Source organism: Streptomyces apocyni, assembly GCF_009739465.1.
Lineage (GTDB): Bacteria > Actinomycetota > Actinomycetes > Streptomycetales > Streptomycetaceae > Streptomyces > Streptomyces apocyni.
Genome location: NZ_WHOM01000039.1, coordinates 11,737 through 36,861 on the forward strand (window position 1 = coordinate 11,737; position 25,125 = coordinate 36,861).

The window sequence follows — 25,125 nt, forward strand, 5'->3', positions numbered from 1 at the left end:
CCGCACCACCACACCCCGGCCCCGCCGGGAACCGGCCGCTCCCCCCGCTCCGTCTTGTCTGACTGTCGGACGGATGCCACCGTGAGACGGGCTGCGGGAGGGGGCGTACAGCATGGAAATCCGCAGGTCAACGTCCATTTCAGGGCCAACACCAGACCCACCGGAAACAGCCGTGCCGTCCCTGCTCGTGGGCCGCTACCGACTCCTGGAACAGCTGGGCGCGGGCGGGATGGGGGTCGTCTGGCGTGCCGTCGACGAGCTGCTGCACCGCGAGGTCGCGGTGAAGGAAGTGAAGGCACCGGACCACCTGCCCGAGGACGGCGTACGGCGCCTCTACGAGCGGCTCCGGAAGGAGGCCCGGGCCGCGGCGCAGATCACCCATCCGCAGGTGACGACCGTGCACGACATCGTGGAGTGCCTCGACCGGCCCTGGATCGTCATGGAGCTGATCCGCGGCCGCTCCCTCCAGGACACCCTCCAGGAGCACGGCGCGGTGCATCCCGCGCACGCGGCCGACGTGGGGCTCGCCGTCCTGGGCGCCCTGCGCTGCGCGCATGACGTGGGCGTACTGCACCGCGATGTGAAGCCCGGCAACATCCTGGTCGAGGAGAGCGGCGGCCGGGTGGTGCTCACCGACTTCGGTATCGCCCAGATCCACGGCTCGGCCCAGCTCACCCAGGCGTACGAGATCGTCGGCTCACCCGAGTACCTGCCGCCCGAGCGGGTGTGCGGCAGGCCCGCCGAGCCCGCCAGCGATCTGTGGTCGCTTGGCGTGACGCTGTACGTCATGGTCGAGGGCCGCTCACCCTTCCGGCGAACGACCGCGCTGAGCACGCTGCAGGCGGTCGCCACCGAGGCGGTGCCGCCGCCGGTACGGGCCGGGGCGCTGGCCCCGGTGCTGGCGGCGCTCCTCCGTAAGGACCCGGCGGCGCGCCCCGGTCACGCGGAGTTGGAGCGGCTGCTGCGGGCGGTGGCGCATCCGGCGACGGTCATCTCCCGGACCCGGCCGGGCGCCACGGCACAGCCAACGACGCGCTCGGCCATGCCTCAGACGCCGCGAACGCCGCGGACGTCGCGGACATCGGTCCCGCCCGCGCCCGCCCCGCCGCCACCGGGACCGCCGCCACCGGGACCGCTGCCCTCAGGAGCGCTGCCCTCGGCGGGTCCGAGGGGCGCGTACGGGCCACCGCCACCTAGATCGAGCACGTCGGGCACCTCAGGCACGTCGTCCACGCCCAGCGCGCTGCGCACGCCGAGCACCGGGCCGCGGCACGGCGAACCACCGCCGCGCAGGCGGCGATTGACCATGCTGGCCGTGGCCCTCGCGGTGGTGCTCGCCATCGGCGCGGGCACCGCGGCCGCCGTACTGAACCAGCAGACCGGCAACGGCAACCGGCCGGGCGCGGACCAGAGCAGCCCTGCGGCGAACCCCAGCGACACCGGGGACGAGCCGAAGGGGCCCGGCGCGTCCGGTGATTCGACGGGCGCCGGGGAGACACCGGATTACACGGGCGGTGACTGCGAGGGCGGCTGGCTGCCCTGCGAGGACTGAGAGCGGGCCAGAACGGGCGCACACCGCCAGGAACAGCGGGAACAGGCAAGAGCGGGCGGCGGATTCAGCCGCCTTCGGGGGGAGACCAGGCCATGGGACCACGCAGCACCGTGCCACGCCGTGACCAGATCACCATCGGGTCGCTGCTCGCGGCGATCGTGATCCTGGTGAGCGCGATCGGCTGGTACGTCTACGCGGGCGGCGACGCACCCAACGACGCGCGCGGAGACGGCACAGGCGTTCGCCTGGAGGCCACCGGCGACAGCGGCCCAGGGCCGTTCGTCAGTGTGCCGGACACCGACACGGACGGCGTGTCATCAACCCAGCTGGGCGGCGGCAGCCGGGCAGGCGACAGCCCCGGCACCTTCGGCCGCACCGGTCGACCCGACCAGTGTGACAAGCAGCGCCTCCTCAAGGGCCTGGACAGCGACCCCCAACTCGCCGACACCTGGGCACGCCTGCGCGGCATAGACCCCGCCGACATCCGCCCGCACATCGACGGACTCACACCTGTGGTGCTCGTACGGGACACAGTGGTGCGCAACCACAGCTATCTGGGCAAGGGCAAGACCTCCACCTACCTGTCAGTACTCCAGGCAGGAGTGGCGATCCTCGTGGACGCCTACGCCCGGCCAGCGGTGAAGTGCAACTGCGGCAACCCCCTCCAGCCCACCACCAAGAAGGTCGATCACCGCGCCTCCTACGAGGGCACACCCTGGAAGGAGTTCGCCAAGGACCGGGTCGCCACGGTGGAGCCACGGCCCGAAGAGCAGGGCCCGGTAGAGGAATTGACCCTGGTCGATCCCCACAAGCCGACCGAGGCCGTCGACCGCCCGGTGGGCACGGACGGGGAAGAGGACAGCACGCCGACGACGATCGCACCGCCCACCGAGAAGCGACCCCAGGAAGCCCCCTCAACAAAGCCCGGCACCACGGAGCCCGTGACGCCCACCCCCGACCCAGCAGAAGGGGCAAGGGAAGGCGAAGAGAAGGAGGAAAGGGAAGAGGAACGGGAACGGGAAGGCGGAGGCGGAGGCGGAGGCGGAGGCGTAAGCGAAGGCGGAGGCGAAAAGTCAGGCGGCGCATCGCCAGGCGGCCAACCCGACCCACCAGCGGCCAACACCCCCACGGACTCCCCCGACTCATCAGCCCCGGAGCAGCTTCCCACCCCCTCCTCCTCCCGGCCCCCGTCCCCCACCTCAGACGAGACGCCCCCGCTCAGCAGCTAGAACGCCAGCCACGTATGCCGGATGTAGCATACGTGCATGACGATGAAGCGGACGACGGTGTACGCCGATGCCGACGACCTGGCCACGATCAAGGCCGCCGCCGCCCGTCAGGGCATAAGCGAAGCCGAGATCATCCGTGAGGCGCTGCACCTGGCAGCCCTCCGCCACCGTCGCCGTGAGCGGCCGCTCGGCCTTCGGCGCTTCAACAGCGGTGACGCGACCCTCGCGGACCGGGCGGACGAGGTCGTACGCGACACGATGGGTGCCGAAAGTTGATCGTCATCGCCGGCACCTCCGGGACGTTAGCCGCGTTCGACACCGCCCACCCCCTCAGCGCCCCTGCCTACCGGGTGCTGGACGAGGCCGGGCTCACAGTGTTCTCACCGCTGGTGCTCGCCGAGCTCGACCATGTCGGGCGGCGCGAGCTCGGCGAAGTCCGCGCACGGCAGATGCTGGAGGACGTCGTGGGCGCGGCGGCGCGGGGTGACTTCGCGATCGCCGCCATCGAGCCCGAGCTCCTCCAGCGGGCACAGCAGGTGCAGTCCAGGTACGCCGGACTGTCGCTGGACCTGGCGGACGCGGTCAACGTGGCGCTGGCGGAGCAGTACGAGACCGACGCGATCCTCACCCTCGATCGCAGGGACTTCCAGACTGTCCTGCCCCTCACCGAACACAAGGCCTTCCGGGTCCTGCCCGACGACCTGTGAGGGCGGGGCCAGCCGCCCGGCAGTGATCCCTCTCAACCGACCCGCAGCCGCAGCCCGCCGTCACCGGCCTCACCGGCCACCTCGACCCGCACCCGGGTAAGGTCCTCGACCTGCACCGTCGGCCCGTACGCCGCCGCCCGCGGCCCGATCCCGACGACCCGCATCCCGGCCGCGAGCCCCGCCTCGATGCCCGCCTGGGAGTCCTCGAAGACGACACAGTCGGCCGGGTCGACGCCCAGTTCGGCCGCGCCCTTGAGGAAGCCCTCCGGGTCCGGCTTGCTGGCGCCGACGGACTCCGCGGTGATCCTGACGTACGGCATCGGCAGTCCGGCGGCGTCCATCCGCGCCTGGGCCAGGGCCGCGTCCGCTGAGGTCACCAGCGCGTGCGGCAGGTCGGCGATGGCCGCCAGGAACGCGGGCGCGCCGCCGATCGGGACCACGCCCTCGACGTCGGCGGTCTCCTCCGCGAGCATCTCGCGGTTCTCGGCGTGGTTCTCCGCCATGGGCCGGTCGGGCAGGAGTACGGCCATCGACGCGTAGCCCTGACGGCCGTGGACGACCTTGATGACCTCGGGGAAGTCGAGCCCGTGCCGCTGTGCCCATCGGCGCCAGCAGCGCTCCACCACGGCGTCGGAGTTGACGAGCGTTCCGTCCATGTCCAGCAGCAGGGCGCGGGCGGTCAGAACGGTGGCGGTGGTGGCCGTCATCGGCAAACTCCAGAGGGAGGAAGAGAAAACAAGCGGCCTCGCCCGCCGGTCAGGGAATACGGGCGAAGCCACTTTGTTCCTCCACGATACAAAACAAATCCCCAAAGCGCCACCGACCGCCCCCTCACGGACCGACACGGCTCACTCACGGACCGACGGCCTCGAACAGACTGAGCCCCGCGAGCGCCAGCATCACCACGGCCGCGACCTTGGTGATCAGCCGCAGCGGCACCCGCTTCATCAGCGCACGACCGCCCAGGATGCCGATTCCAGCGACCGTCCACAGGGCGAGAACCGCGCCAAGACCGACCGAGACCGGATCGTCGTAGCGGGCCGCGAGGTTCGCCGTCATGATCTGCGTGAGGTCACCGAACTCGGCGATCAGGATGAGCATGAAGCCCGCACCCGAGACCTTCCAGAAGCCCTGGTTGGCGGGCTGACGCACCTCTTCCTCCGTCTCGTCCCGCTTGAGCAGCAGCATCGCCGCACCGGCCAGGAACAGCACACCGGTCAGCGCCGCGACGAGCCGGTTCGGCAGCAGGGTCAGTACGCTGCCCGCCGCGATGGCGAGCGCGACATGCACCGCGAAGGCGGCGGCGACACCGGCGAAGACGTACGACGCGCGGTAGCGGGTGCCGAGAACGAGGCCCGCGAGGGCGGTCTTGTCCGGGAGCTCGGCCAGAAAAACGACACCGAACACCAGCGCCGTCACACTGAAGCTGATCAAGATTCCTCTATCGGTCGAGCGTGCCGCCCTACCGAGAGTTGCTGCGCGCGACGCCTCGGCATGGCAGCGCGCAGGGGGTACCTGGGAACCCCTGGGCCATCCCGGCCGAGGGGCGTCGCACTGCTTGCCGAAGGTCTCGCTGGCGGACCGTGGTCCGCTCCGGGCGCCGGCCAGGCTCAAGAGCCCGGCAGTATGTCGACGGTCCGGCGAAGAGCTACTCCCCTTCTGCGCGGCCAAGTGTACGCGACGCACCCGGCCTCGCCGCCCGGGAGAAAGCCGCGACCGACCCCTTGTTTGCGCAATCAACTTGACGCGACCCTGACACTCAGCGCTCACCTCACAGAAACCCACGAGCGCCAGCATTGCCCTGCCCGGACGGCCAACGTTCCCCCACCAACAGGGAGTTCACCGTGTCAGAGAGCTACGCGCGTCGACCCATACCCCGTCGTATCAGCGTGCTCGCCGCGCTCGTCGGACTCATCTCGGCGATCGCCCTCCTCACCGGCCCGCCCGCCCAGGCCGCACCCCCCACCCCGGTCAGCGCGGCCACCGCCCGCAGCTACCTCGCCTCGCTCACCGTGCGCGCCGAGGGATCGATGTCCGGCTACAGCCGTAGCCTCTTCCCGCACTGGAGCGCCCAGTACGGCAACTGCAACACCCGCGAGGTCGTCCTCGAGCGGGACGGCACGAACGTCGTGCAGGCCGACAACTGCTCGGCGGTCAGCGGCCGCTGGTACTCCGCGTTCGACGGCGCCACCTGGTACGCCGCGTCCGACGTCGACATCGACCACATGGTGCCACTCGCCGAGGCCTGGCGCTCCGGCGCGAGCGGCTGGACCACCAGCAAGCGGAAGCAGTTCGCCAACGACCTGACCCGCCCGCAGCTGATCGCCGTCACCGACAACGTCAACCAGTCCAAGGGCGACAAGGACCCGGCCGAGTGGATGCCGCCGCGCACCGCGTACCACTGCCTGTACGCCCGGATGTGGGTACACACCAAGTACCACTGGAACCTGCGCGTGGACTCCGCCGAGAAGAGCGCCCTTCAGTCGACGCTCAACGGCTGCTGACACCCACCGTATTGACGCGGTGACGACCTGATGGGAACCGCGCCCCCCTCCTCCGGCGTTCCGTACCGTACGGGGCGACGGAGGAGGGAGGTCACCATGGCCCGGCTGCGCCTGGGACCGCTGCTGAGGTACGTCGACCAGGGGGCCGCGACCGTCTGGGTCGAGGCGGGACGGCCGTGCACCGCCACGGTGCGCTGTGCGGACGGGGCGGGCGGCGAGTCCCGTACGTTCCAGATCGGCGGCCACCACTACGCGCTGATCCCGGTCACCGGCCTGACCCCGGACACCGAGACCGCCTACGAGGTGCTGCTCGACGGCCGCCGCGTCTGGCCGCTGAACGACCCCGCGCTGGCCGACTTCCCCCCGTCCACGATCCGCACCCCCGCCCACCCCACCACCCTCACCCCCACCACCCCGACCACCCCGACCACCCTCGCCTCCACCGACGAGCTGCGGATCTCCTTCGGATCGTGCCGCTGGGCGGTCTCCCCCACCGGCCGCTGGGACCCCATGGGCCCCGACGCGCTGGACACCCTGGCCGTACGCCTGTCCACCGAGCCGGACGCCGAACGGCCGGACCTCCTGGTGCTCCTCGGCGACCAGGTGTACGCGGACAAGGTGTCGCGGGTGACCCGCCGCAGACTCGCCGCCCGCCGCGACCTGCGGGAACCACCGGGCGCTCAGGTCGCGGACTACGACGAGTACTGCGCGCTGTACGACGAGTCCTGGCGTGACCCCGAGGTGCGCTGGCTCCTCTCCACCGTGCCCAGTTGTCTCATCTTCGACGACCATGACGTGATCGACGACTGGCACACCAGCGCGGCCTGGCTGGCCGAGATGCGGACCACGCCCTGGTGGCACGAGCGGGTGGTGAGCGGCCTGATGTCGTACTGGGTGTACCAGCACCTGGGCAACCTCCCGCCGGACGAACTGGCCACCGACCCGCTGTACGCGGCCGTGCGCGCGACCCCGGACGGCACCGAGGCGCTGCGCGCCTTCGCCGCCGCGTCCGCGCACGCGCCCGAAAGCAGCCGCTGGAGCTACCGCCGCGACCTCGGACGGACGCGGCTGCTGATGGTCGACACCCGCGTCGGCCGCGTACTGGAGGAGTCCCGGCGCGCGATGCTGGACCCGGCCGAGGAGCGGTGGCTGCGCGAGCAGGCGCTGGACGGTGGCCCCGGCTCGTACGACCATCTGCTGATCGGCACCTCGCTGCCCTGGCTGCTGCCGCACCTGGTCCACGACGCCGAGGCATGGAGCGCCGCGCTGACGCGAGGCGAACGGGGCGGGCGCTGGGCGCGGTTCGCCGAGAATCTGCGCAGACGGGCCGATCTGGAGCACTGGCCCGCGTTCCCCGCGTCGTTCGACGCGCTCACCGGGCTGATCGCCGAGGCGGGCGGCGGCGCACGGCCACCGGCGTCGGTCTGCGTGCTGTCCGGTGACGTGCACCACGCCTACATCGCGGAGCCCGTCTGGCGCGACGGCACCGGGCCCGCCGCGCGCGTACTCCAGCTGACCTGTTCCCCGCTGCACAACTCCATCCCGGCCGTGATCCGGCTCGGCTTCCGCTTCGGCTGGAGCCGAGCGGGGCGGGCGCTGGGGCGGCGCTTCGCCCGGCATGGGCGCACCAAACCGGCCGCCGTCGACTGGCGCCGGACGGGCGGCCCGTGGTTCGGCAACCAGTTGATGACGCTCACCCTGCGCGGACGGGGCGCGACGTTGCGCCTGGAGCGGGCGTCGCGGTCGGTGCGGGGCGGGCGCGCGCGACTGCGGACGGTGGCAGAACTGGCCATCGCCAAGCGACGTTGAGGGCTCCCCCCTCACCCCTTGACAGGTTCCTGCCCAAACGGAATGTTGAACTTGCAAGTAATGCTTAGGGCTGCCTAACGTGTAGCCCCGATCGGTTTCCCCGCACTCGCACCCGCACTCGCACACCGGCACCCGCACCCGCACCCCCGAAGCCGAGGGAATCCGTGGCTTGTTCGTGCGCCTCGACCGAGCGTCAATGACGACTGCTTAGCCTGCGGACCGCTGGCCGGTTCCCGTCCCCACCACCGAAGGAGTCCCACCATGATCGAACGCCTCAACAGCACCCAGCCGTACGCCATAGGCCTCTTCCGGATCGTCGTCGGACTGCTCTTCGCCTGCCACGGCGCCGCCTCGCTCTTCGGTGTGCTCGGCGGCGCGATGGGCGGCGGCACCGTCGAGACCGGCAGCTGGCCCGGCTGGTACGCGGCAGTCATCCAACTCGTCGGCGGTGGCCTGGTGATGCTCGGCCTCGGCACCCGCGCCGCCGCGTTCATCTCCTCCGGCTCGATGGCGTACGCGTACTTCGACGTCCACCAGCCGACGGCGCTGTGGCCACTGCAGAACGGCGGCGAGGCCTCGGCGATGTTCTGCTGGGCGTTCCTGCTGCTGGTCTTCACCGGGTCCGGGGCGCTCGGCCTGGACCGGCTGTTCTCGCGCGCTGGCGCGACGTCCGGGAGCGCGTCGGGTGTCACGGGCGGAACCTCGGATGCCGGGTCCCCGGAGGCGGTACGCGCGTCCCGCTGACGCAGGACCCCCAACGCGTCGTCCCGTGCCACCCGTTCGCGGCACGGGACGACTCAGGCCACCATCTGCTCCCCTCCCCCTCCCCCCTCCCGTGCAGGGATATTCCCGGCGCCTCCCTCCCCAGAGCGCGCCGTCAGGAAAACGCCAGAGCAGGCGGTCAGGTAAACATCCGGTGGCAGTCACCTGACCCCCATGAACCACAGCCGCACCTGTGGGCGTACGCTGCATGGCTGACCACCAGGCCGCCCCGGACGCTCCCTGCGACTAGAGGCGTTGCACTAAAGACAATCGGGGAGTCAACGGGTGCTCGAGAGTTTGGGGACGCTGACCGGCAGCCCATGGATCTACGCCATCGTGGCGGTTTCCATCCTCTTCGACGTGTTTCTGCCGGTGCTGCCGAGCGGCTTCCTGGTGATCACCGCGGCCACCGCGGCGGCCGCCGGTACCGGCGCCGCGGGGCGGGTGTCCGCCCAGGAGGTCCCCGACATCCTCGCGCTCGGCCTGTGCGCCGCGACCGCGTCCGTACTGGGCGACCTCGTCGCGTACCGGCTCGCCCGGCGCGGCGGCGACCGCTTTGACCGTGTCATCGCCCGCTCCCGCCGCCTCAACGCCGCGCAGGAACGACTCGGCGCGGCCCTCGCACGCGGTGGCGGCTTCCTCGTCATCATCGCGCGCTTCGCCCCGGCGGGCCGTTCGGTGGTCTCGCTGGGCTCGGGAGCGGCACACCGCACGGTGCGGGAGTTCCTCCCATGGTCCGTCCTGGCGGGCGTGATCTGGGCGGGGTACAGCGTCGGGATGGGGTACCTCGGCGGCCAGTGGCTCGGCGCGACCTGGCTGGCCACGGGCGTCTCACTGCTCGCACTGGTCGCGGCGGGCTCGGGGGCGGCGTACCTGATGCGACGGCGCCCGGTTACGGCGGCCGACTAGGGCTTGTCTGGCCTGTTCGGCGCGTTCGGTCAGCGCTTGGCCGTGGTGGTGCCGCCCCTGACCTCCAGGTCCTGCAGCAGCTCGCGGGTCGCGTCGGCGACGGCGTCGACCGCACGGTCAAAGACCTCGCGGTTGTGGGCCGCGGGCGCGCGGAACCCGGACACCTTCCGTACGTACTGCAACGCGGCGGCGCGGATCTCGTCCTCGGTGGCCTCCTCGGGGAGCGCGGGCGGGCGGAGGGTCTTGATACTGCGGCACATACCTCCAGTGTGCCGCCTGTGTGCCGCCTGCCTAGCCGGCGGCGCCCTGTTCCGGCATCTGCTCTGGCATCTGCTCGACCGCCGCGAGTGCCTCCATCAGCCAGGCGACCCAGAAGGTCTCCAGCTGGATGCCCCCGCGCAGCACCAGATGCCGCAACCGGTCCTCGACCTCGTCCGGCACCGCCGGGAAGTGCCGCTCCTCGATGCCGGTGTACTTCTCCAACTGCGCCCGGTGCAGATCCAGATGACGGCGCAACTCAGCCTCAAGCCCCTGCGGCCCCACCACACCCGCCGCGCGCATCCGCAGCAGCAGCGGGTCACGGATCTGCTTGGGCTCCTCGGTCCTGGCCACCCACGCGGTCAGTTCCTCGCGCCCGGCGGGCAGCACCTCGTACTCCTTCTTCTGCCCCCGCGTCGGCTGCACCGGCGGCAGCGCGCGGATCAGCCCGGCGGCCTCCAGTTTCCCCAGCTCGCGGTAGATCTGCTGGTGCGTGGCCGACCAGAAGTAGCCGATCGACTTGTCGAAGCGGCGGGTCAGCTCCAGCCCCGACGAGGGCTTTTCCAGCAGGGCGGTGAGGATCGCATGCGGGAGGGACATGCCCCGCATCCTAAGCGCGAGCCGAGGCACCCCAGCCCGGGCCAAAGCCCAAAGCCGTCGGCTGAGCTCTCAAGCGGGGACGGGGGAGCAACATGAGAGTTCAGGACACCGCAGACCCCGTATTTGGGCCCGTCGGCTGTCCTAAACTCTCATGTTGCTGGCACTCCCCCGTCTGCGACCCCAGCCGACGAAAGTCAGCCCCCAGCGGGCCGCGGTCGGGAGCGAGACGGAACCATGTTCCAGCAACCACCCACCGAGCCCAGCCACGCTAATCGCTTTTGGCTTCTCGTCGTTCGGCCGCGTCAGACCGCCGCGGCCAGCTCCGTTCCCTGCCGTACCGCCCGCTTCGCGTCGAGCTCCGCCGCGACGTCCGCGCCGCCGATGACGTGCACCGTCTGCCCGGCCGCGTGCAGCGCGTCGTACAGGTCGCGGCGTGGCTCCTGACCGGCGCACAGGACGACCGTGTCCACCTCCAGGACCTCAACGCGCCCGTCGGCGTGGGTGAGGTGCAGCCCCCCGTCGTCGATGCGGTCGTAACTGACGCCCGCCAGCATCGTCACGCCGCGGTGGCGCAGTTCGGTGCGGTGGATCCAGCCGGTCGTCTTGCCGAGCCCCGCACCGACCTTGGTGGTCTTGCGCTGGAGCAGGTGGACCTGACGCGGCGGCGCGGGCCGCTCGGGCGCGCGCAGCCCGCCGCGCTCCTGGTAGCCGGTGTCGACGCCCCACTGCCGGAAGTACGTCTCGGCGTCCAGGCTCGCCTTGTCGCCGCCGTCCGTGAGGTACTCCGCGACGTCGAAGCCGATCCCGCCCGCACCGACGATCGCGACGCGCTCGCCCACCTCGGCGCCGTCCCGCAGCACGTCGAGGTAGCTGAGGACGCGGGGGTGGTCGGCGCCGGGGATGTCGGGGGTCCTGGGGGTCACGCCGGTGGCGAGCACGATCTCGTCGTACGGGGCGCCGAACGTCCCGTCCGTGAGGGTCTCGGCGCTGACGCGGGTGTTCAGCCGTACGTCAACACCCTTCAGGCCAAGCTGTGTACGGAAGTACCTGACCGTCTCGTCGAACTCCTCCTTGCCCGGAATCCGGCGCGCGATGTTGAGCTGCCCGCCGATCTCACCGGCCGCGTCGAAGAGCGTCACCTCGTGCCCGCGCTCGGCCGCCGAGACGGCGAAGGCGAGCCCGGCGGGGCCAGCGCCGACCACGCCGATGCGCTTGGGGCGACGCCGTACGCCGTCCACCGGGACCAGTACCAGCTCGGTCTCGTTGCAGGCGCGCGGGTTCACGAGGCAGGAGGTGATCTTGCCGCTGAAGGTGTGGTCCAGGCAGGCCTGGTTGCAGCCGATGCAGGTGTTGATGGCGTCGGCCTGGTCGTTCTTGGCCTTGGCGACGAACTCGGGGTCGGCGAGGAAGGGCCGGGCCATTGACACCAGGTCGGCGTTCTTGTCGGCGAGCACCTGCTCGGCGACTTCCGGGGTGTTGATGCGATTGCTGGTGACCAGCGGGACCGACACCGCGCCCATGACCTTCTTGGTCACCCAGGTGTACGCGCCGCGCGGCACCGAGGTCGCGATGGTCGGGATGCGTGCCTCGTGCCAGCCGATACCGGTGTTGATGATGGTGGCGCCAGCGGCCTCGATGGCCTTGGCGAGGGTGATCACCTCGTCCAGGGACGAACCACCGGGCACCAGGTCCAGCATCGAGAGGCGGTAGATCAGGATGAAGTCGGGGCCGAGGCGCTCACGGGTGCGGCGGACGATCTCCACCGGCAGCCGCATCCGGTTCTCGTACGAGCCGCCCCAGCGGTCCTCGCGCTGGTTGGTGCCCCCGGCCACGAACTCGTTGATCAGGTACCCCTCGGAGCCCATGATCTCGACGCCGTCGTACCCGGCGTGCCGGGCCAGTTCGGCGGCCCGTACGAAGTCCTCGATGGTCTGCTCGACCTCGTCGTCGGTGAGGGCGCGCGGTACGAAGGGGCTGATCGGCGCCTGGAGGGCGCTGGGGGCGACCAGGTCCTGGTGGTACGCGTACCGCCCGAAGTGCAGGATCTGCATCGCGATCCTGCCGCCTTCGCGGTGCACGGCCTCGGTGACGACGGCGTGCTTCTCCGCCTCGGCCTCGGTGGTCAGCTTGGCGCCGCCCTCGTACGGGCGTCCCGCGTCGTTGGGCGCGATGCCGCCGGTGACGATGAGGCCGACTCCGCCGCGGGCGCGCTCGGCGTAGAACGCCGCCATCCGCTCGAAGCCGCGCTCGGCCTCTTCGAGGCCGATGTGCATCGAGCCCATGATCACCCGGTTGGGCAGCGTGGTGAAGCCCAGGTCGAGCGGGCTCAGCAGATGCGGGTACGGGCCTTGGGGGCGCGGGCTCTGGCTCATCGGGGTCTCCTCGCGGGGGTGTCGTCACCCTTGTTCTAAACCACGCGCTCCCCGTTATGCAACAAGTTGCAAAACATGTGACGACAATCGCTCTGCGCGCATGAGGAGCATGAGGAGCATGAGCATGAGGAGATGACCTGGTCCTGTCAGCCGGGGGCGACCCGGCCGCCGACGAACCCGAGGTCGACCGGCACGGCGGGCGGCCCGTCCCTACGCACCCCGGCGAGCAGCTCGGGCAGCTGCGGCGGCCACAACGGCTCGGCGTCGTCGGCCGTGAGCCCCTCCGGGGACCACCACCGCCAGCGCAGGATCTTGTCCTCCGCGTGCGCGGCGGCCACGTCTGCGGTCACGTCCCGGCGAGGGCCGTACGTGAGGAAGATGTGCTCACGCTGACGGACTGGCACCCCGGCCCGGGTGAAGTCGTGCTCCCACAGGCACAGCAGAGCCCCGTCGAGCGCGAGGTCGGTGCACCCGGTCTCCTCCCGCAACTCCCGCGCGGCTGCCCGCAGCGGCGTCTCCCCCGGGTCCATGCCACCGCCCGGCATCGCCCAGTGGACGCCGACCTCCTCGTTGTCGTACCGGAACATGAAGACGGACCCGGCGGGGTCCAGTACCGCAACTCTGGCTGCCTGCCTGGGAATACGCATGGGGCTAGCCTGCCAGGCCGGTGACATCATCCGACTTCGGGGCAGGCGGAACAGGTCAGACGGGCCCGGAGGCCGTCGCGTGGTTCAAGTCCTCGGCGCGCGTCGGCTGCCGGATGCGAGCGCGCGTCGGCCGCCCGCGCCTCGGTGCTGACGGATCAGTGCCGAGAGATCGGCCCTAGCGGAGGGTTGGGGGTTCCTACGTTTCGTCGTCCCATTCCTGCATCAGGGTCTGGTCGATGATCTTGCCGTCCCGCAGCGACATCATCGAGCTGGCGAGCACCTTGGTGCCGTCGGGGTACTCGCAGGCCTCCGTGTAGGCCACGTGGTCGCCCTGGACTACGCACTGTTCCAGTTTGTGGGTCATGTCGCGGCTGAAGACGTCGTTGAGCATCTCGCTGATCTGCTCGCGCCCGTGCATGACCATCGGGTGGCTGGGCTGGGTGTTGCGGTCGATGACGCGGAGCTCCGCGTCATCGGCGTACAGCGAAAGGAGTGTCTGCGCGTCCTGGGACTCAATGCCCCGGCGCAGGGTGTCGGTGTCGAAGCCTGGGCCTGTCGCGGTGCCCATGATGGACCTCCTAAGGGACCTGAGCCGTCTTCTCCCTTCGAGCGTCCTCCGGCTCTGTGGCCGCCGCAAACGCGCGGCGGCGGCCCTCAGCGGCCGCGGCGTACCAGGGCCGCCTTGCGGGCGTCGGCCAGCTTGCGGGCCTCGTTGGCCTTCCGGGACTTGCCGCCGGTGCCGCCAGTGCCGCGGGAGGTGTCCTTGCTGGTGCCCAGGCCGCGGAAGGGGGTGTTCGTGTTCTTGGGCCGGGGGGCGGCGGGGCCGCCGTCGAGCGGCGTGCCGGAGGGCTTCTTGGCGCCGGTGATCCGGCTCAGCTGCGCCTCGCCGGAGCGCACCTTCGTGGTGGTCGGCTCGATGCCGGCCGCAGCCATCAGCTGGCTCATCTCGCGGCGCTGGCCCGACAGCACCAAGGTGACGACGCTGCCGGACTCACCGGCCCGGGCGGTGCGGCCCGCGCGGTGCAGGTAGTCCTTGGGGTCGGTCGGCGGGTCTACGTTGACCACGAGATCGAGGTCGTCGACGTGCAGGCCACGGGCCGCGACATTGGTGGCCACCAGGACGGTGATCTGGCCGTTCTTGAACTGCGCGAGGGTCCGCGTGCGCTGCGGCTGGGACTTGCCGCTGTGCAGGGCCGCGGCGTGCACTCCGCTGGCCCGCAGATGCCGGGTGAGCTGGTCGACGGCGTGCTTGGTGTCCAGGAACAGCAGGACGCGGCCATCGCGGGCGGCGATCTCCGTGGTGACGGCGTACCGGTCGGGGCCGTGGACGACCAGGATGTGGTGGTCCATGGTCGTGACCGCGCCCGCGGACGGGTCGACCGAGTGGACGACGGGGTCGTGGAGGTAGTGCTCGACCAAGTGGTCGACGTCACGGTCCAAGGTGGCCGAGAACAGCATCCGCTGGCCGTCGGGAGGCACTTGGTCGAGCGCCTCGGTGACCTGCGGCAGGAAGCCCATGTCACACATCTGGTCGGCTTCGTCGAGGACGGTGATCCGCACCCGTCCCAGGCGGCAGGCCTTGCGCTCGATGAGGTCGTGCAGACGGCCGGGGGTGGCGACGACAACCTCGACTCCGTCGCGCAGCGCGGCGGCCTGGCGGCCGATCGATATGCCGCCGACGACTGTGGCCATCCGCAGCCGGAGCGCCTCGGCGTACGGCGTGAGCGCCTCGGTGACCTGTTGGGCCAGCTCCCGGGTGGGCACCAGGATCAGCGCGAGGGGCTGCTTCGGTTCGGCGCGCCGCCCGGCGGCCGCCGTCCGCGCGAGCAGCGGCAGGCCGAAGGCGAGCGTCTTGCCCGATCCGGTGCGCCCGCGCCCCAGGACGTCGCGTCCCGCGAGGGCGTTGGGCAGCGTGGCCGCCTGGATCGGGAAGGGCTCGCGCACGCCGCGTTCGGTCAGCGTTCGCAGCACTGCGGCGGGCAGTTCGAGGTCGGCGAAGGAAGCGACGGGGTGGTTCATGACGAGCCTTCCGCAGGGGGATCAGCACACCGAGGAAGGCCCGGCCGGAATGAGCAGAGTAACGCGATTCGCCCTTCTTCACGATCCGCTCATGATCCGTCATTCGAGATTCGCACTAATATTCGAACACTGCCTATGGTGGTGGTAGTGAGGCCATCGGGAGCACGGATACCGGAGGGGGACGGGTGAGCAGGGAGGACAGGAGGTGCGTATGTCGTCGTTTACGCACCTGCGCGCCGCCTCCGGGTTCTCCGCCCGGTACGGCGCGTCGCACCCGCGACAGCTGGTCGAGCGGGCCGCCGAGCGCGGGATGGCCGCCCTCGCGCTGACCGACCGGGACGGCGTCAGCGGCGCGGTGCGGTTCGCGCTGGCCTGTGCGGAGGCGGACGTGCGGCCCGTGTTCGGGGTGGATCTGGCCGTACCGGGCGAGCCGGACCAGGCCGTACCGGGCGAGCCGCGGCGCCCCGGTGCCCCTCGGGTGCGGCAGCCCGCGCGGGGTGGGGCGTATGTGGATGAGTCGGCGCCGCGTGCGGTGTTTCTGGCGCGTGAGGGGGCGGCCGGGTGGGCTGGGCTGTGCCGACTGGTCACCGCCGCGCACGCGGAGCGTCCGGAGCGGCCCCGGCTGGAGTGGGCGGGGCTCGACACCAGCGCGGACAGCGGGCTGACCGTACTGCTCGGGGCGGACTCCGAGGTGGGGCGCGCCCTGTCCGCCGGGCGTACGGACCACGCGGCGCGGCTGCTCGCCCCCTGGCGGGAGCGCTTCGGGGACGGGCTGCGGCTTGAGGTGGTGTGCCATGGGCGGGCCGGTACCGGCGCGGGGTCGGTGCGGCTCGCGGCCCGGATGTTCGGCTTCGCGTCCGAGCAGGGCGTACGGGCCGTACTGAGCAACGCCGTCCGGTACGCCGACCCCGGCCAGCACCGGCTGGCGGACGTCCTGGACGCCGCCCGGCTGCTGCGCCCGGTCCCCGTACGCCGCCCGGAGCTGCTGGACGGCGGCGAGCGGTGGCTGAAGGACCCGGCCGCGATGGCCCGGATCGCCGAGCAGGTGGTGGAAGCGGCGGGCGAGCGACGCGGCGCCGCGTCCGCGCTGCTGGCCGAGACCGAGCGGACCGCCGCCGAGTGCCGGGGCGACCCGGCCCGCGACCTGGGCATCGGAAGCGTGCACTTCCCCGAGACCGAGCTGGTCACCACGGCGGGCCGCAGCGCGGAGCGCACCCTGCGCACGTACTGCGCGGCCGGGATGATCCAGCGCCGCTACGACCACAAGGAGGAGTACTGGACCCGGCTGACCGAAGAGCTGGACACCATCGAACGGCTCGGCTTCGCCTCGTACTTCCTGACCGTCGCGCAGGTGGTGGAGGACGTCCGGGCGCGCGGTATCCGGGTCGCGGCGCGCGGCTCGGGCGCGGGTTCGCTGGTGAACCACCTGCTGGGGATCGCCCATGCCGACCCCGTCGAACACGGGCTGCTGATGGAGCGCTTCCTGTCGGTGCGCCGCCACGTACTGCCGGACATCGACATCGATGTGGAGTCCGCGCGCCGGATCGAGGTCTACCGCGCGATCATCGACCGCTTCGGCACCGAGCGGGTCGCCACCGTCGCGATGCCCGAGACCTACCGGGTACGGCACGCCATCCGGGACACCGGTCTCGCCCTGGGCCTGGCACCGGCCGAGGTCGACCGGCTCGCGAAGTCCTTCCCGCATATCAGGGCCAGGGACGCGCGGGCGGCGATGGCCGAGCTGCCGGAGCTGCGCGAGGTCGCCGCCGAGGCGCGGGCGGGGCGGCACGGAGTGCTGTGGGAGCTGGTCGAGGGTCTGGACGGGCTGGTGCGCGGGATGGCCATGCACCCGTGCGGGGTGCTGCTCTCGGACTCCTCACTGCTGTCCCGTACGCCGGTGCTGCCGACCAGCGGCGAGCAGTTGCCCATGTCCCAGTTCGACAAGGACGACGTGGAGCACCTGGGGCTGCTGAAGCTGGACGTTCTGGGCGTACGGATGCAGTCGGTGCTGGCTCACGCGGCGGGGGAGGTCGAGCGGGTCACCGGGCGGGAGCTGGACCTGGACGATCCCGAACAGGTGCCGCCCGGCGACCCGGAGACGTACGAGCTGATCCGGTCCTCACGGACGCTGGGCGCCTTCCAGATCGAGAGTCCCGGGCAGCGGGACCTGATCGGGCGGCTACAGCCCGCCTCCTTCCACGACCTGGTGGTGGACATCAGCCTGTTCCGGCCCGGCCCGGTGGCCGCGGATATGGTGCGGCCGTTCATCGAGGCGCGGCACGGGCGGCGGGCGGTGCGCTGTCCGCATCCGGACCTGGAACCCGTACTGGCGGACACGTACGGCGTGGTGGTCTTCCACGAGCAGATCATCGAGATCCTGAGCATCATGACCGGCTGCGACCGGGCCCGCGCGGACGAGGCACGGCGCGCGCTGGGGGACGCCGGGCGGCAGCCGCGGGTGCGCGCCTGGTTCTTCGAGCGGGCGGCCGCCCGTGGCTATCGGCCCGGTGTGCTCGAACGCACCTGGGAGATCGTGGAGGCGTTCGGCGCGTACGGGTTCTGCAAGGCGCACGCGGTGGCGTTCGCCGTGCCCACGTATCAGTCGTCCTGGCTGAAGGCGCATCACCCCGCGGCCTTCTTCGCGGGAATCCTTAACCATGATCCCGGTATGTACCCCAAGCGGGCGCTGCTCGCTGACGCGCGGCGGTGTGGGGTCGCGATCCTGCCGCTGGATATCAATCGGTCGGCGGCCGCTTACCGAATCGAACTGGTGTCTGAAAGTGGGGAGAGTAGCGAGGAGAGTGAGCCGGTGTTCGGGGTGCGGCTGGCGCTGTCCGAGGTGCGGGGCATCAGTGAGGCCGAGACCGCCCGTACGGTGGCCGGGCAGCCGTACGCCTCACTGGGCGACTGGTGGCAACGCGCCCGCCCCAGCCTGCCGGTGGCCGAACACCTGGCCCGTACCGGCGCGTTGGACGCCTTCGGCGGCAACCGGCGCGACCTGCTGCTGCACCTGACCGAACTGCACCGCGGGCAGCGCGCGCGTGGCGCGCGCGGGGGCCAGCTCCCGCTCGCCGAGCACACGCACCCACCGGACCCGGCCGGGCTGCCCGACCTCGACCCTGGTGAGCGGCTCGGCGCGGAGCTGGAGGCGCTGGGCATGGACGCGTCCCGGCATCTGATGGACGATCACCGGGCGCTGCTACGGGAGTTGGGCGCCCTGTCGGCCGAGCGGCTGCGCGGCGCCGAGCAGGGCGCCACCGTACTGGTCGCCGGGGCCAAGACCGCGACCCAAACCCCGCCGGTCCGCTCCGGCAGGCGGATCATCTTCGTCACCCTGGACGACGGGAGCGGTCTGGCGGACCTGGCGTTCTTCGAGGACAGCCACGCGGCCTGCGCGCACACCGTGTTCCACAGCTTCCTGCTGCTGGTACGTGGCACGGTCCAGCGGCGCGGGCCGCGCAGCCTCACCGTGACCGGGGAGATGGTCTGGGACCTGGCCGAACTCGCCGCGCTGTACCGCGAGGGCGGCATGGCGGCGGTCGCGGACCGGCTGGCGCGGAGCCCGGACGACGCCGAGTACACGACCGACGGGCACGCGGGCGACGGACACCCGACGGACGGGCACACGACCGAAGGGCACGCGGCTGACGGGCACCCGGCCGACGGGCGCCCGGCCGACGGGCGCCGTATCCGGATGTCCACCGGCTACCAGATGCACCCCTGGGCCGACCTCAGGCCCGCGGGCGACCCCAGCCCCAGCGGCCGCAAGCTGTGGCACTCAAGCCCCGGGAGCGCCGGATGAACACACCGACTGTGCCCGCGCACGCATCCGCGCACGCATCCGCGCCCGCGCCCGCGCCCCACGTCCTGTACGCGCACTTCACCACCCTCACCAGGACACCGCTCCCCGAGGAGCGCTACCCCACCCTGCTCACCCTCCTGGCCGACATCACCCCCACCGTGCAGGCGCTCCCCCCGGACGCCGCCCTGGCCGACGTGAGCGGCAGCCTGCGCTACTTCCACCGCACCGCCACCGACCTCGCCGCCCTGCTGCGTGCCCGCGCCCTGGCCCACCACGGCGTGGACGCCACCGTCGGGGTCGCCTCCAGCGTGCTGCTCGCCAGGATCGCCGCGTACGACGGACCGCCCGGCGCCGTCCGCACCGCGCCGACCGCCCCCGACGCCGTCGCCGCCTATCTGGCCCGCCGCCCGGTGGCCACCCTGCCCGGCATCGGCCCCGCCACCGCCCGCACCCTGTGCCACTACGGCCTGGACAGCGTCGGCCGCCTCGCCGCCGCACCGCCCACCACCTTGCAGCGCATCCTGGGCGCCCCCGCCGCCCGCCGCGTCCGGGACCTGGCCCGCGGCATCGACCCCACCCCCGTCACGCCCAGCGCCCCGGCCCGTACCGAGTCCGCCGAATACCGCTTCGACCACGACGAGTTGGCCCCCGACCAGCAGCGCCGCGCCCTGCTCCACCTCACCGACGAACTCGGCCTCCGGCTGCGTACCGCCCACCAGGTCACCCGTGCCCTGACCCTGACCGTCCGCTACGCCGACCGCAGCACCACCACCCGCACCCGCGCCCTGCCCGAGCCGACCGCCCACACCCCGGCCCTGACCACGACCGCCTACGCCCTGCACCAGTCCCTGGCCCTGCAGCGAGCCCGCGTGCGCTCCCTGGCCCTGCGCGCGGAGGACCTCACCGCCTCCGCCGACGCCGCCCACCAGCTCACCTTCGACCGCGCGGCCACCAACACCCACGCCCTGGAACCGGTCCTGGACCGCGCCCGAGCCCGCTGGCCGGACTCGATACGCCCGGCCACACTCGCGGCAGCCCCCTGACCCCCGCGCCCGCACCTCTCTCCGTCTCCTCCCGCACCCACCGCTCGTTGTCCAGTAAGCGACGCCCTCGCACTGAACAACCAACACCCCACACCCTCACACCCCGCACCCCGCACCCCGCACCGGAGACGGAGACCCAGATGCCCCCCGCCCAGCGCACCCGCATCGCCATCCACATGACCGCGGGCCTCTGTCTGGCCTTCGTCACCGTCCAGTACGCGCTGTACGGCCCGTGGCCACTCGCGCTGCTCTTCGGCATCGTGTCCGTGGCCCCCCTGGACGCGGCGATCTACCTAGCCGTACACGCGACACCCACCACCGAAGCCCGCCGCGCCGCACCGCTCACCCCCGAGCACTCCGCCGCCCTCGTCCGCGCCGCGCTCAACCAGGCCTGCTGCGAACGCTGGTGGACAGCGCTCGGCACCGACCACGACCCCACCTGCCACAACAGGCAACGCCGCAAGGCCGCGTAGCGTCCTCTCCTCTCGGCGATTTACAGTACGGACACGCCGCGTTGCCCACCGTGCCCGCCGTGGCCGTCTGAGGAGGAAGCCCGTGTCTTCGCCCTGCGACCCCCAGCACGCTCCCGTCGGCGATGTGGGCGCGGCAGTCATGATGATCGACTCTCGGCTCAAGGCCATCCGCGACTCGAGGACGGAGACCGACGCCGAAGAACAGGCACTGACCGAGCAGTTCGCCGCTTCCCTGGGTCCCGGCGGAGTCGACGACCTGCTGGACGGCACCTGCACGATCATCTACATGTTCGCCCAGTGGCTGCGGGAGGCACACGAGGACCACGACAAGGACGTCATCGAGTACGTGGTACCGACCCTCGTGGCCACCATGCGCAGGATGCCCAAGAGCATCCAGCCCGAGGCCATCCCCACCATGGCCGGCCTGGTCGTCGCCGCGTGCATGGGCCTGAGCCCCAACCTGTGGCGCCAGCAGTACGGAGACTGGACGGAGGAGGAGATGAACCCCCTGGAAGCCACCGCCTTCCTACTCGCGGAACACATCAACCGCATCACCGACGACCCCGACTTCGCCATCCGCATGATCACCGAAGCCCTGTCCGCTCTGGACCAGGACTGACGCGACCAGCCAGCCTCGGCGGAGCGCGCTGGTTACGCTGCGCAAGGAGGGACCACCGCCCACTCCGCACTTCACCATCTGAGGCGCCTCGATGAAGGTCGACGTTCTGGCCGAGACCGTGATCGCGCTCCCCTGCACCGAGGTCGCCGCCTACGCGGCCGACCCCACCCACGCACCGGAGTGGTACGAGAACATCTCCTCCGTCGAGTGGCGGACCCCGCCGCCCGCCGCGATCGGCTCCCAAGTCGCCTTCGTCGCCCGCTTCCTCGGGCGAAGACTGGCCTACACATACGACCGCATACGAGCCGGGGCGCCGCCTGGTGATGCGGACGGCCCAGGGCCCCTTCCTCATGGAGACCAGCTACACCTGGGAGCCGTACGGCGAGGGCACGGACCACACCCGTATGACCCTGCGCAACCGCGGCGAGCCCCGCGGCTTCGCCGCCCTCGGCACGCGCGTGATCGCCGCCGCCATGCACCGCGCGCAGCGCAAGGACCTGGCGGTACTCAAGGCCCTGCTGGAACGGCGAACCCGAAGCGCCGACGGCCCCGGACTCTGAGGCCCACACCTCGACGGGAACTCGAACAGAAAAGGTCCCCTCGGAGTGGTCTCCGAGGGGACCTGCTGACCTTGTTCCAGTGGTCAGACCCGGTGGGCGCGGACGGTTTCGAACCGCCGACATCCGCCTCGTAAGTTCCGGCTGGAGGCCGTTGAGCACCAACGCGGGCCCGGTTGCGACCGCCGCCAGATGTTCACGCTCGTCCACCGCTGTTCGTCGACGTGGTCACGCAGTTAGATACTCACCCTGCGCGCGCCTTGAGTGAGGCACAGCCGCAGTCGTCAGCTCTGCCGCTTGGGCAGGAAGAACATCAGGGCCCACATCAGGGCGAGGGTGCCGCCGACCCACCACAGCACACTGGTGAAGGCGTCGCGGTTGATCGCGCCTTCGGGTGAGCCATCGGTGGCGGAGAAGAACACGAGTGCGGTCAGCGCGGTGCCCAGGGCCATGCCCAGGTGCATCGCGGTGTTGAACAGGCCGGAGGCGGAACCTGCGTTCTCGTGCGGCACCTTCGCGAGGGACATGTCGGCGAGCGGTCCGCCGACCATGCCGAGGCCGAAGCCGATCAGTACGACCGGGACGGTCATCGCGAGGAGGGTCAGGTCGGCCTGCGTACTGGCGGTCTGGAGTCCGTAGGCGGCCATCGAGGCGAGTGCGGTGAGTGCCCCGGCCTGGGGCAGGAGACGCCCGAAGCGTCCGGCGGTCCTCATCGCGACCGTTGCACCGGCCAGCTCGCCGAGTGCGAGCAGCACGAAGGCCGCGGCCGCCATCAGCGGGTTCATTCCCAGGCCGCGCTGGAGGTAGAGCGTCCAGGTCATGAAGAACAGGCCGCACAGCAGGCCGAGCATCAGCTGCGCGGACAGGCCACCGGAGAACTGCTTGCCTCGGAAGAGAGCCAGTGTCACGAGTGGGGCGTCGTCCCGCCTGCGCTGCTGGTGGCGCAGGAAGACGCCGAGCACGAGGAGACCGGCGCCGAGCATGGCGAAGCACCACCGGGGCCAGTGGTGGGTGTGGCCCTCGGCAAGCGGGAAGAGGATCAGGATCACGGCCACCGCGGACAGCAGCATGCCGGTCAGGTCGAGCCGGTCGGCCTTCCGCGCGGTCGACTCAGGAATGAACCGGCGTCCGAGGAGTATGACGGCGAGGCCGACGGGCACGTTGACCAGGAAGACTGGCCGCCAGGACAGACCGAACAGGTCGGCCTCGGTGAGCACGCCGCCCAGGACCGGGCCCAGGACGGAGCCGAGCGACAGGACGGCCCCGTAGAGTCCGAAGGCTCTGCTGCGGTTCTCGCCGTCGAAGGTGACGTGGAGGGTGGCCAGGACCTGCGGAATCATCAGGGCGACACCCGCACCCTGGAGCACGCGGGCAGCGACCAGGACACCGGGGCCGGTGGCGAGGCCGCACAGCAGCGAGGCCAGGGTGAACACGACGGTGCCGATGACGAGGATCTTGCGTCGGCCGTAGAGGTCGCCGAGCCGTCCGCCGGTGATCAGCCCGACGGCGACGGTCAGCGAGTAGCCAGCGGTCAGCCACTGCATCGCGGCCGGTCCCGCGCCGGTCGACGACTGGATCGCGGGCAGGGCGGTGAGAACCACCGACTGGTCGAGGATGTCCATGAGTTCGGCGACCAGGAGCACCACGAGGGCGATCCGGGCGGCCCGGGTCATCTTCGACGAACGGCCCGGTGGCGAGGGTTCGGCGGGGTGCTGCGGATCGGTGCCGAGCGCGGGAGAGGGCACGATGGAACTCCTGATTCAAGCAAGAGGGCAGACGGAGACGGGCCTGGGGTGGCGGCATCCGGGGCCGGGTGCCGCCACCCCAGGGAAGTGGCTCAGTCGGTCTGGCTGTCCGCGTGCTTGGGCAGGCAGAACATCAGGGCCCACATCAGGGCCAGGAGGCTGCCGACCCACCACAACACGGTGATGAACGCGTCGCGGTTGAGTCCGGCGTCGGGCGAGCCCTTAGTGGTGGCGAAGAACACCAGGGCGGTCAGCGCGGTGCCCAGCGCGATGCCCAGATGGATCGCGGTGTTGAACAGACCCGAGGCGGAACCCGCGTCCTCGTGCGGGACCTTGGCCAGCGACAGGTCGGCGAGCGGACCGCCGACCATGCCGAGACCGAAGCCGATCAGTACCACCGGAGTGGTCATCCCCAGCAGGGTCAGGTCCGCCTGGCCTCCGGCGGCCTGGAGTCCGCAGCCGGCCATCGCAGTGATCGTGATGAGAGCTCCGGCCTGGGGAAGACGGCGGGCGAAACGCCCGGCACTCTTCGCCGCGATCGTCGCGCCGGCCAGTTCTCCGACGGAGAGCAGCACGAAGGCCAGGGCCGCGTGGACGGGGCTCATGCCCAGGCCGCGCTGGAGGTAGAGGGTCCAGGTCATGAAGAACAGCCCGCACAGCAGGCCGTGCATCAGCTGCGCGGCCATGCCGCCGGAGAACTGCCGCCCCTGGAAGAGTGTCAGAGGCACGAGGGGTGCGTTGTCCTGCTTGCGCTGCTGGTGGCGCAGGAAGACACCCAGGACGAGGAGACCTGCGGCGAGCATGGCGAAGCACCACAGCGGCCAGTGGTGAAGGTGACCCTCGCTGAGCGGAAAGACGATCAGGACGATGGCCAGTGCGGACAACGCCATGCCGGTCAGGTCGAGCCGGTCGGCCTTCTTCACGGTCGACTCGGGGATGAACTTGCGTCCCAAGAGGATCACGGCGAGGCCGACGGGAACGTTGACCAGGAAGATCGGCCGCCAGGACAGACCGAACAGGTCGGCCTCGGTGAGCAGGCCGCCCATCACCGGGCCCAGGACGTTCGCGATGGAGAGAACGGCCCCGTACAGGCCGAACGCCTTGCTACGGTTCTGGCCCTCGAAGGTGACGTGGATGGTGGCCAGGACCTGCGGGATCATCAACGCGACTCCCACGCCCTGGAGCAGGCGGGCACCGACCAGCACGCCCGGCCCGGCAGCGAGGCCGCACAGCAGCGAGGCCGCGGTGAACACGACGGTGCCGATGACGAGGATCTTGCGTCGGCCGTAGAGATCGCCGAGGCGTCCGCCGGTGATCAGCCCGATGGCGATGGGCAGGGAGTAGCCGGTGGTCAGCCACTGCACCGCGGCCGGTCCGGCCCCGGTGGACTCCTGGATCGCGGGCAGCGCGGTCAGGACGACCGACTGGTCGAGGATGTTCAGGAGCTCGGCGCCGAGCAGCACCAGGAGGGCGATCCAGGCCCCCAAGGCCATCTTCGAGGGGCCAGGTGATGGGTGG

Annotated in this window: 22 protein-coding genes and 1 pseudogene; 13 read left to right on the forward strand and 10 right to left on the reverse strand. The window is 71.3% G+C overall.

The features are described 5' to 3' along the window. Positions 1 to 172 precede the first annotated feature (172 nt). The 4 genes from GCN81_RS31740 (at position 173) to GCN81_RS06125 (ending at position 3,488) form a co-directional block, all read left to right on the forward strand. Positions 173 to 1,552, forward strand: a complete 1,380-nt coding sequence (locus tag GCN81_RS31740) for a serine/threonine-protein kinase (protein ID WP_231626405.1) — start codon at positions 173 to 175, stop codon at positions 1,550 to 1,552. Between the two features lie 92 nt (positions 1,553 to 1,644). Then, positions 1,645 to 2,781, forward strand: a complete 1,137-nt coding sequence (locus GCN81_RS06115) for a DUF6777 domain-containing protein (protein WP_156722476.1) — start codon at positions 1,645 to 1,647, stop codon at positions 2,779 to 2,781. A 36-nt stretch (positions 2,782 to 2,817) separates the two neighbouring features. Next, positions 2,818 to 3,057 (forward strand): ribbon-helix-helix domain-containing protein, encoded by a 240-nt coding sequence (locus GCN81_RS06120; protein WP_156722477.1) that lies wholly within the window; start codon positions 2,818 to 2,820, stop codon positions 3,055 to 3,057. Further along, on the forward strand, positions 3,054 to 3,488 hold the full coding sequence (locus tag GCN81_RS06125) for a PIN domain-containing protein (RefSeq protein WP_156722478.1): 435 nt from the start codon (positions 3,054 to 3,056) through the stop codon (positions 3,486 to 3,488). The genes GCN81_RS06120 and GCN81_RS06125 overlap by 4 nt, the downstream gene beginning before the upstream one ends. Positions 3,489 to 3,520: 32 nt before the next feature. Here the strand turns inward: GCN81_RS06125 and GCN81_RS06130 are convergent, their stop codons facing one another. Both GCN81_RS06130 and GCN81_RS06135 read right to left on the reverse strand, forming a co-directional pair. Continuing rightward, positions 3,521 to 4,195: an HAD-IA family hydrolase gene (locus tag GCN81_RS06130; protein ID WP_156722479.1), complete on the reverse strand. Its 675-nt coding sequence runs from the start codon at positions 4,193 to 4,195 to the stop codon at positions 3,521 to 3,523. Between the two features lie 145 nt (positions 4,196 to 4,340). Continuing rightward, complete coding sequence (locus GCN81_RS06135; protein ID WP_156722480.1) at positions 4,341 to 4,922, reverse strand: TMEM165/GDT1 family protein; 582 nt, start codon at positions 4,920 to 4,922, stop codon at positions 4,341 to 4,343. Between the two features lie 410 nt (positions 4,923 to 5,332). Between GCN81_RS06135 and GCN81_RS06140 the strand changes: the two genes are divergently transcribed. The 4 genes from GCN81_RS06140 (at position 5,333) to GCN81_RS06155 (ending at position 9,472) form a co-directional block, all read left to right on the forward strand. After that, the gene (locus GCN81_RS06140; protein ID WP_156722481.1) at positions 5,333 to 5,992 is read left to right on the forward strand and encodes an HNH endonuclease family protein; all 660 of its coding nucleotides are present in this window, start codon (positions 5,333 to 5,335) and stop codon (positions 5,990 to 5,992) included. A gap of 96 nt (positions 5,993 to 6,088) precedes the next feature. Continuing rightward, positions 6,089 to 7,801: an alkaline phosphatase D family protein gene (locus tag GCN81_RS06145; protein ID WP_156722482.1), complete on the forward strand. Its 1,713-nt coding sequence runs from the start codon at positions 6,089 to 6,091 to the stop codon at positions 7,799 to 7,801. Positions 7,802 to 8,062: 261 nt separating this feature from the next. Further along, a complete protein-coding gene (locus GCN81_RS06150; RefSeq protein ID WP_156722483.1) occupies positions 8,063 to 8,545 on the forward strand; it encodes a DoxX family protein in 483 nt (160 codons plus the stop codon). Positions 8,546 to 8,848: 303 nt separating this feature from the next. Then, positions 8,849 to 9,472 carry a DedA family protein gene (locus GCN81_RS06155; RefSeq protein ID WP_156722484.1) on the forward strand — a complete coding sequence of 208 codons (624 nt, stop codon included), beginning with the start codon at positions 8,849 to 8,851 and terminating at the stop codon, positions 9,470 to 9,472. Between the two features lie 29 nt (positions 9,473 to 9,501). Here GCN81_RS06155 and GCN81_RS06160 read toward each other — a convergent pair whose 3' ends face one another. The 6 genes from GCN81_RS06160 to GCN81_RS06185 form a co-directional block, all read right to left on the reverse strand. Then, a complete protein-coding gene (locus tag GCN81_RS06160; RefSeq protein WP_156722485.1) occupies positions 9,502 to 9,732 on the reverse strand; it encodes a DUF2277 domain-containing protein in 231 nt (76 codons plus the stop codon). Between the two features lie 31 nt (positions 9,733 to 9,763). Then, positions 9,764 to 10,330, reverse strand: coding sequence for a PadR family transcriptional regulator (locus tag GCN81_RS06165; protein ID WP_156722486.1), 567 nt, complete (start codon positions 10,328 to 10,330; stop codon positions 9,764 to 9,766). A 302-nt stretch (positions 10,331 to 10,632) separates the two neighbouring features. Then, complete coding sequence (locus GCN81_RS06170; protein ID WP_156722488.1) at positions 10,633 to 12,702, reverse strand: NADPH-dependent 2,4-dienoyl-CoA reductase; 2,070 nt, start codon at positions 12,700 to 12,702, stop codon at positions 10,633 to 10,635. Positions 12,703 to 12,848: 146 nt separating this feature from the next. After that, positions 12,849 to 13,349, reverse strand: coding sequence for an NUDIX hydrolase (locus GCN81_RS06175; protein WP_156722489.1), 501 nt, complete (start codon positions 13,347 to 13,349; stop codon positions 12,849 to 12,851). A 196-nt stretch (positions 13,350 to 13,545) separates the two neighbouring features. Further along, positions 13,546 to 13,917, reverse strand: a complete 372-nt coding sequence (locus GCN81_RS06180; protein ID WP_156722491.1) for a nuclear transport factor 2 family protein — start codon at positions 13,915 to 13,917, stop codon at positions 13,546 to 13,548. An 86-nt stretch (positions 13,918 to 14,003) separates the two neighbouring features. Beyond that, a complete protein-coding gene (locus GCN81_RS06185) occupies positions 14,004 to 15,368 on the reverse strand; it encodes a DEAD/DEAH box helicase (RefSeq protein ID WP_156722493.1) in 1,365 nt (454 codons plus the stop codon). A gap of 211 nt (positions 15,369 to 15,579) precedes the next feature. Between GCN81_RS06185 and GCN81_RS06190 the strand changes: the two genes are divergently transcribed. The 5 genes and pseudogenes from GCN81_RS06190 to GCN81_RS31745 form a co-directional block, all read left to right on the forward strand. Then, a complete protein-coding gene (locus GCN81_RS06190; RefSeq protein ID WP_156722495.1) occupies positions 15,580 to 19,170 on the forward strand; it encodes a DNA polymerase III subunit alpha in 3,591 nt (1,196 codons plus the stop codon). Then, on the forward strand, positions 19,167 to 20,213 hold the full coding sequence (locus tag GCN81_RS06195) for a DNA polymerase Y family protein (protein WP_156722497.1): 1,047 nt from the start codon (positions 19,167 to 19,169) through the stop codon (positions 20,211 to 20,213). Before GCN81_RS06190 ends, GCN81_RS06195 begins: the two co-directional genes overlap by 4 nt. Before the next feature lie 140 nt (positions 20,214 to 20,353). Next, entirely contained in the window at positions 20,354 to 20,686 is a 333-nt protein-coding gene (locus GCN81_RS06200; RefSeq protein ID WP_156722499.1) for a hypothetical protein, read from the forward strand. Positions 20,687 to 20,768: 82 nt separating this feature from the next. After that, complete coding sequence (locus tag GCN81_RS06205; protein WP_156722501.1) at positions 20,769 to 21,305, forward strand: hypothetical protein; 537 nt, start codon at positions 20,769 to 20,771, stop codon at positions 21,303 to 21,305. Between the two features lie 299 nt (positions 21,306 to 21,604). Beyond that, positions 21,605 to 21,865: pseudogene (locus tag GCN81_RS31745) on the forward strand (hypothetical protein); the annotation flags it as partial. Between the two features lie 281 nt (positions 21,866 to 22,146). On the opposite strand, the gene GCN81_RS06215 reads toward GCN81_RS31745, so the two are convergent. Together GCN81_RS06215 and GCN81_RS06220 are read right to left on the reverse strand one after the other, a co-directional pair. Next, complete coding sequence (locus GCN81_RS06215; protein WP_231626406.1) at positions 22,147 to 23,607, reverse strand: MFS transporter; 1,461 nt, start codon at positions 23,605 to 23,607, stop codon at positions 22,147 to 22,149. Positions 23,608 to 23,699: 92 nt separating this feature from the next. Beyond that, a complete protein-coding gene (locus tag GCN81_RS06220) occupies positions 23,700 to 25,100 on the reverse strand; it encodes an MFS transporter (protein ID WP_231626407.1) in 1,401 nt (466 codons plus the stop codon). Positions 25,101 to 25,125 lie beyond the last annotated feature (25 nt).

Bases quoted from the DNA above. Each gene is read 5' to 3' on its own strand.
- GCN81_RS06115 (WP_156722476.1), top strand. From the start codon at position 1,645: ATGGGACCACGCAGCACCGTGCCACGCCGTGACCAGATCACCATCGGG.
- GCN81_RS06120 (WP_156722477.1), top strand. From the start codon at position 2,818: ATGACGATGAAGCGGACGACGGTGTACGCCGATGCCGACGACCTGGCC.
- GCN81_RS06130 (WP_156722479.1), bottom strand. From the start codon at position 4,195: ATGACGGCCACCACCGCCACCGTTCTGACCGCCCGCGCCCTGCTGCTG.
- GCN81_RS06145 (WP_156722482.1), top strand. From the start codon at position 6,089: ATGGCCCGGCTGCGCCTGGGACCGCTGCTGAGGTACGTCGACCAGGGG.
- GCN81_RS06150 (WP_156722483.1), top strand. From the start codon at position 8,063: ATGATCGAACGCCTCAACAGCACCCAGCCGTACGCCATAGGCCTCTTC.
- GCN81_RS06160 (WP_156722485.1), bottom strand. From the start codon at position 9,732: ATGTGCCGCAGTATCAAGACCCTCCGCCCGCCCGCGCTCCCCGAGGAG.
- GCN81_RS06165 (WP_156722486.1), bottom strand. From the start codon at position 10,330: ATGTCCCTCCCGCATGCGATCCTCACCGCCCTGCTGGAAAAGCCCTCG.
- GCN81_RS06170 (WP_156722488.1), bottom strand. From the start codon at position 12,702: ATGAGCCAGAGCCCGCGCCCCCAAGGCCCGTACCCGCATCTGCTGAGC.
- GCN81_RS06175 (WP_156722489.1), bottom strand. From the start codon at position 13,349: ATGCGTATTCCCAGGCAGGCAGCCAGAGTTGCGGTACTGGACCCCGCC.
- GCN81_RS06180 (WP_156722491.1), bottom strand. From the start codon at position 13,917: ATGGGCACCGCGACAGGCCCAGGCTTCGACACCGACACCCTGCGCCGG.
- GCN81_RS06185 (WP_156722493.1), bottom strand. From the start codon at position 15,368: ATGAACCACCCCGTCGCTTCCTTCGCCGACCTCGAACTGCCCGCCGCA.
- GCN81_RS06190 (WP_156722495.1), top strand. From the start codon at position 15,580: ATGTCGTCGTTTACGCACCTGCGCGCCGCCTCCGGGTTCTCCGCCCGG.
- GCN81_RS06195 (WP_156722497.1), top strand. From the start codon at position 19,167: ATGAACACACCGACTGTGCCCGCGCACGCATCCGCGCACGCATCCGCG.
- GCN81_RS06200 (WP_156722499.1), top strand. From the start codon at position 20,354: ATGCCCCCCGCCCAGCGCACCCGCATCGCCATCCACATGACCGCGGGC.
- GCN81_RS06220 (WP_231626407.1), bottom strand. From the start codon at position 25,100: ATGGCCTTGGGGGCCTGGATCGCCCTCCTGGTGCTGCTCGGCGCCGAG.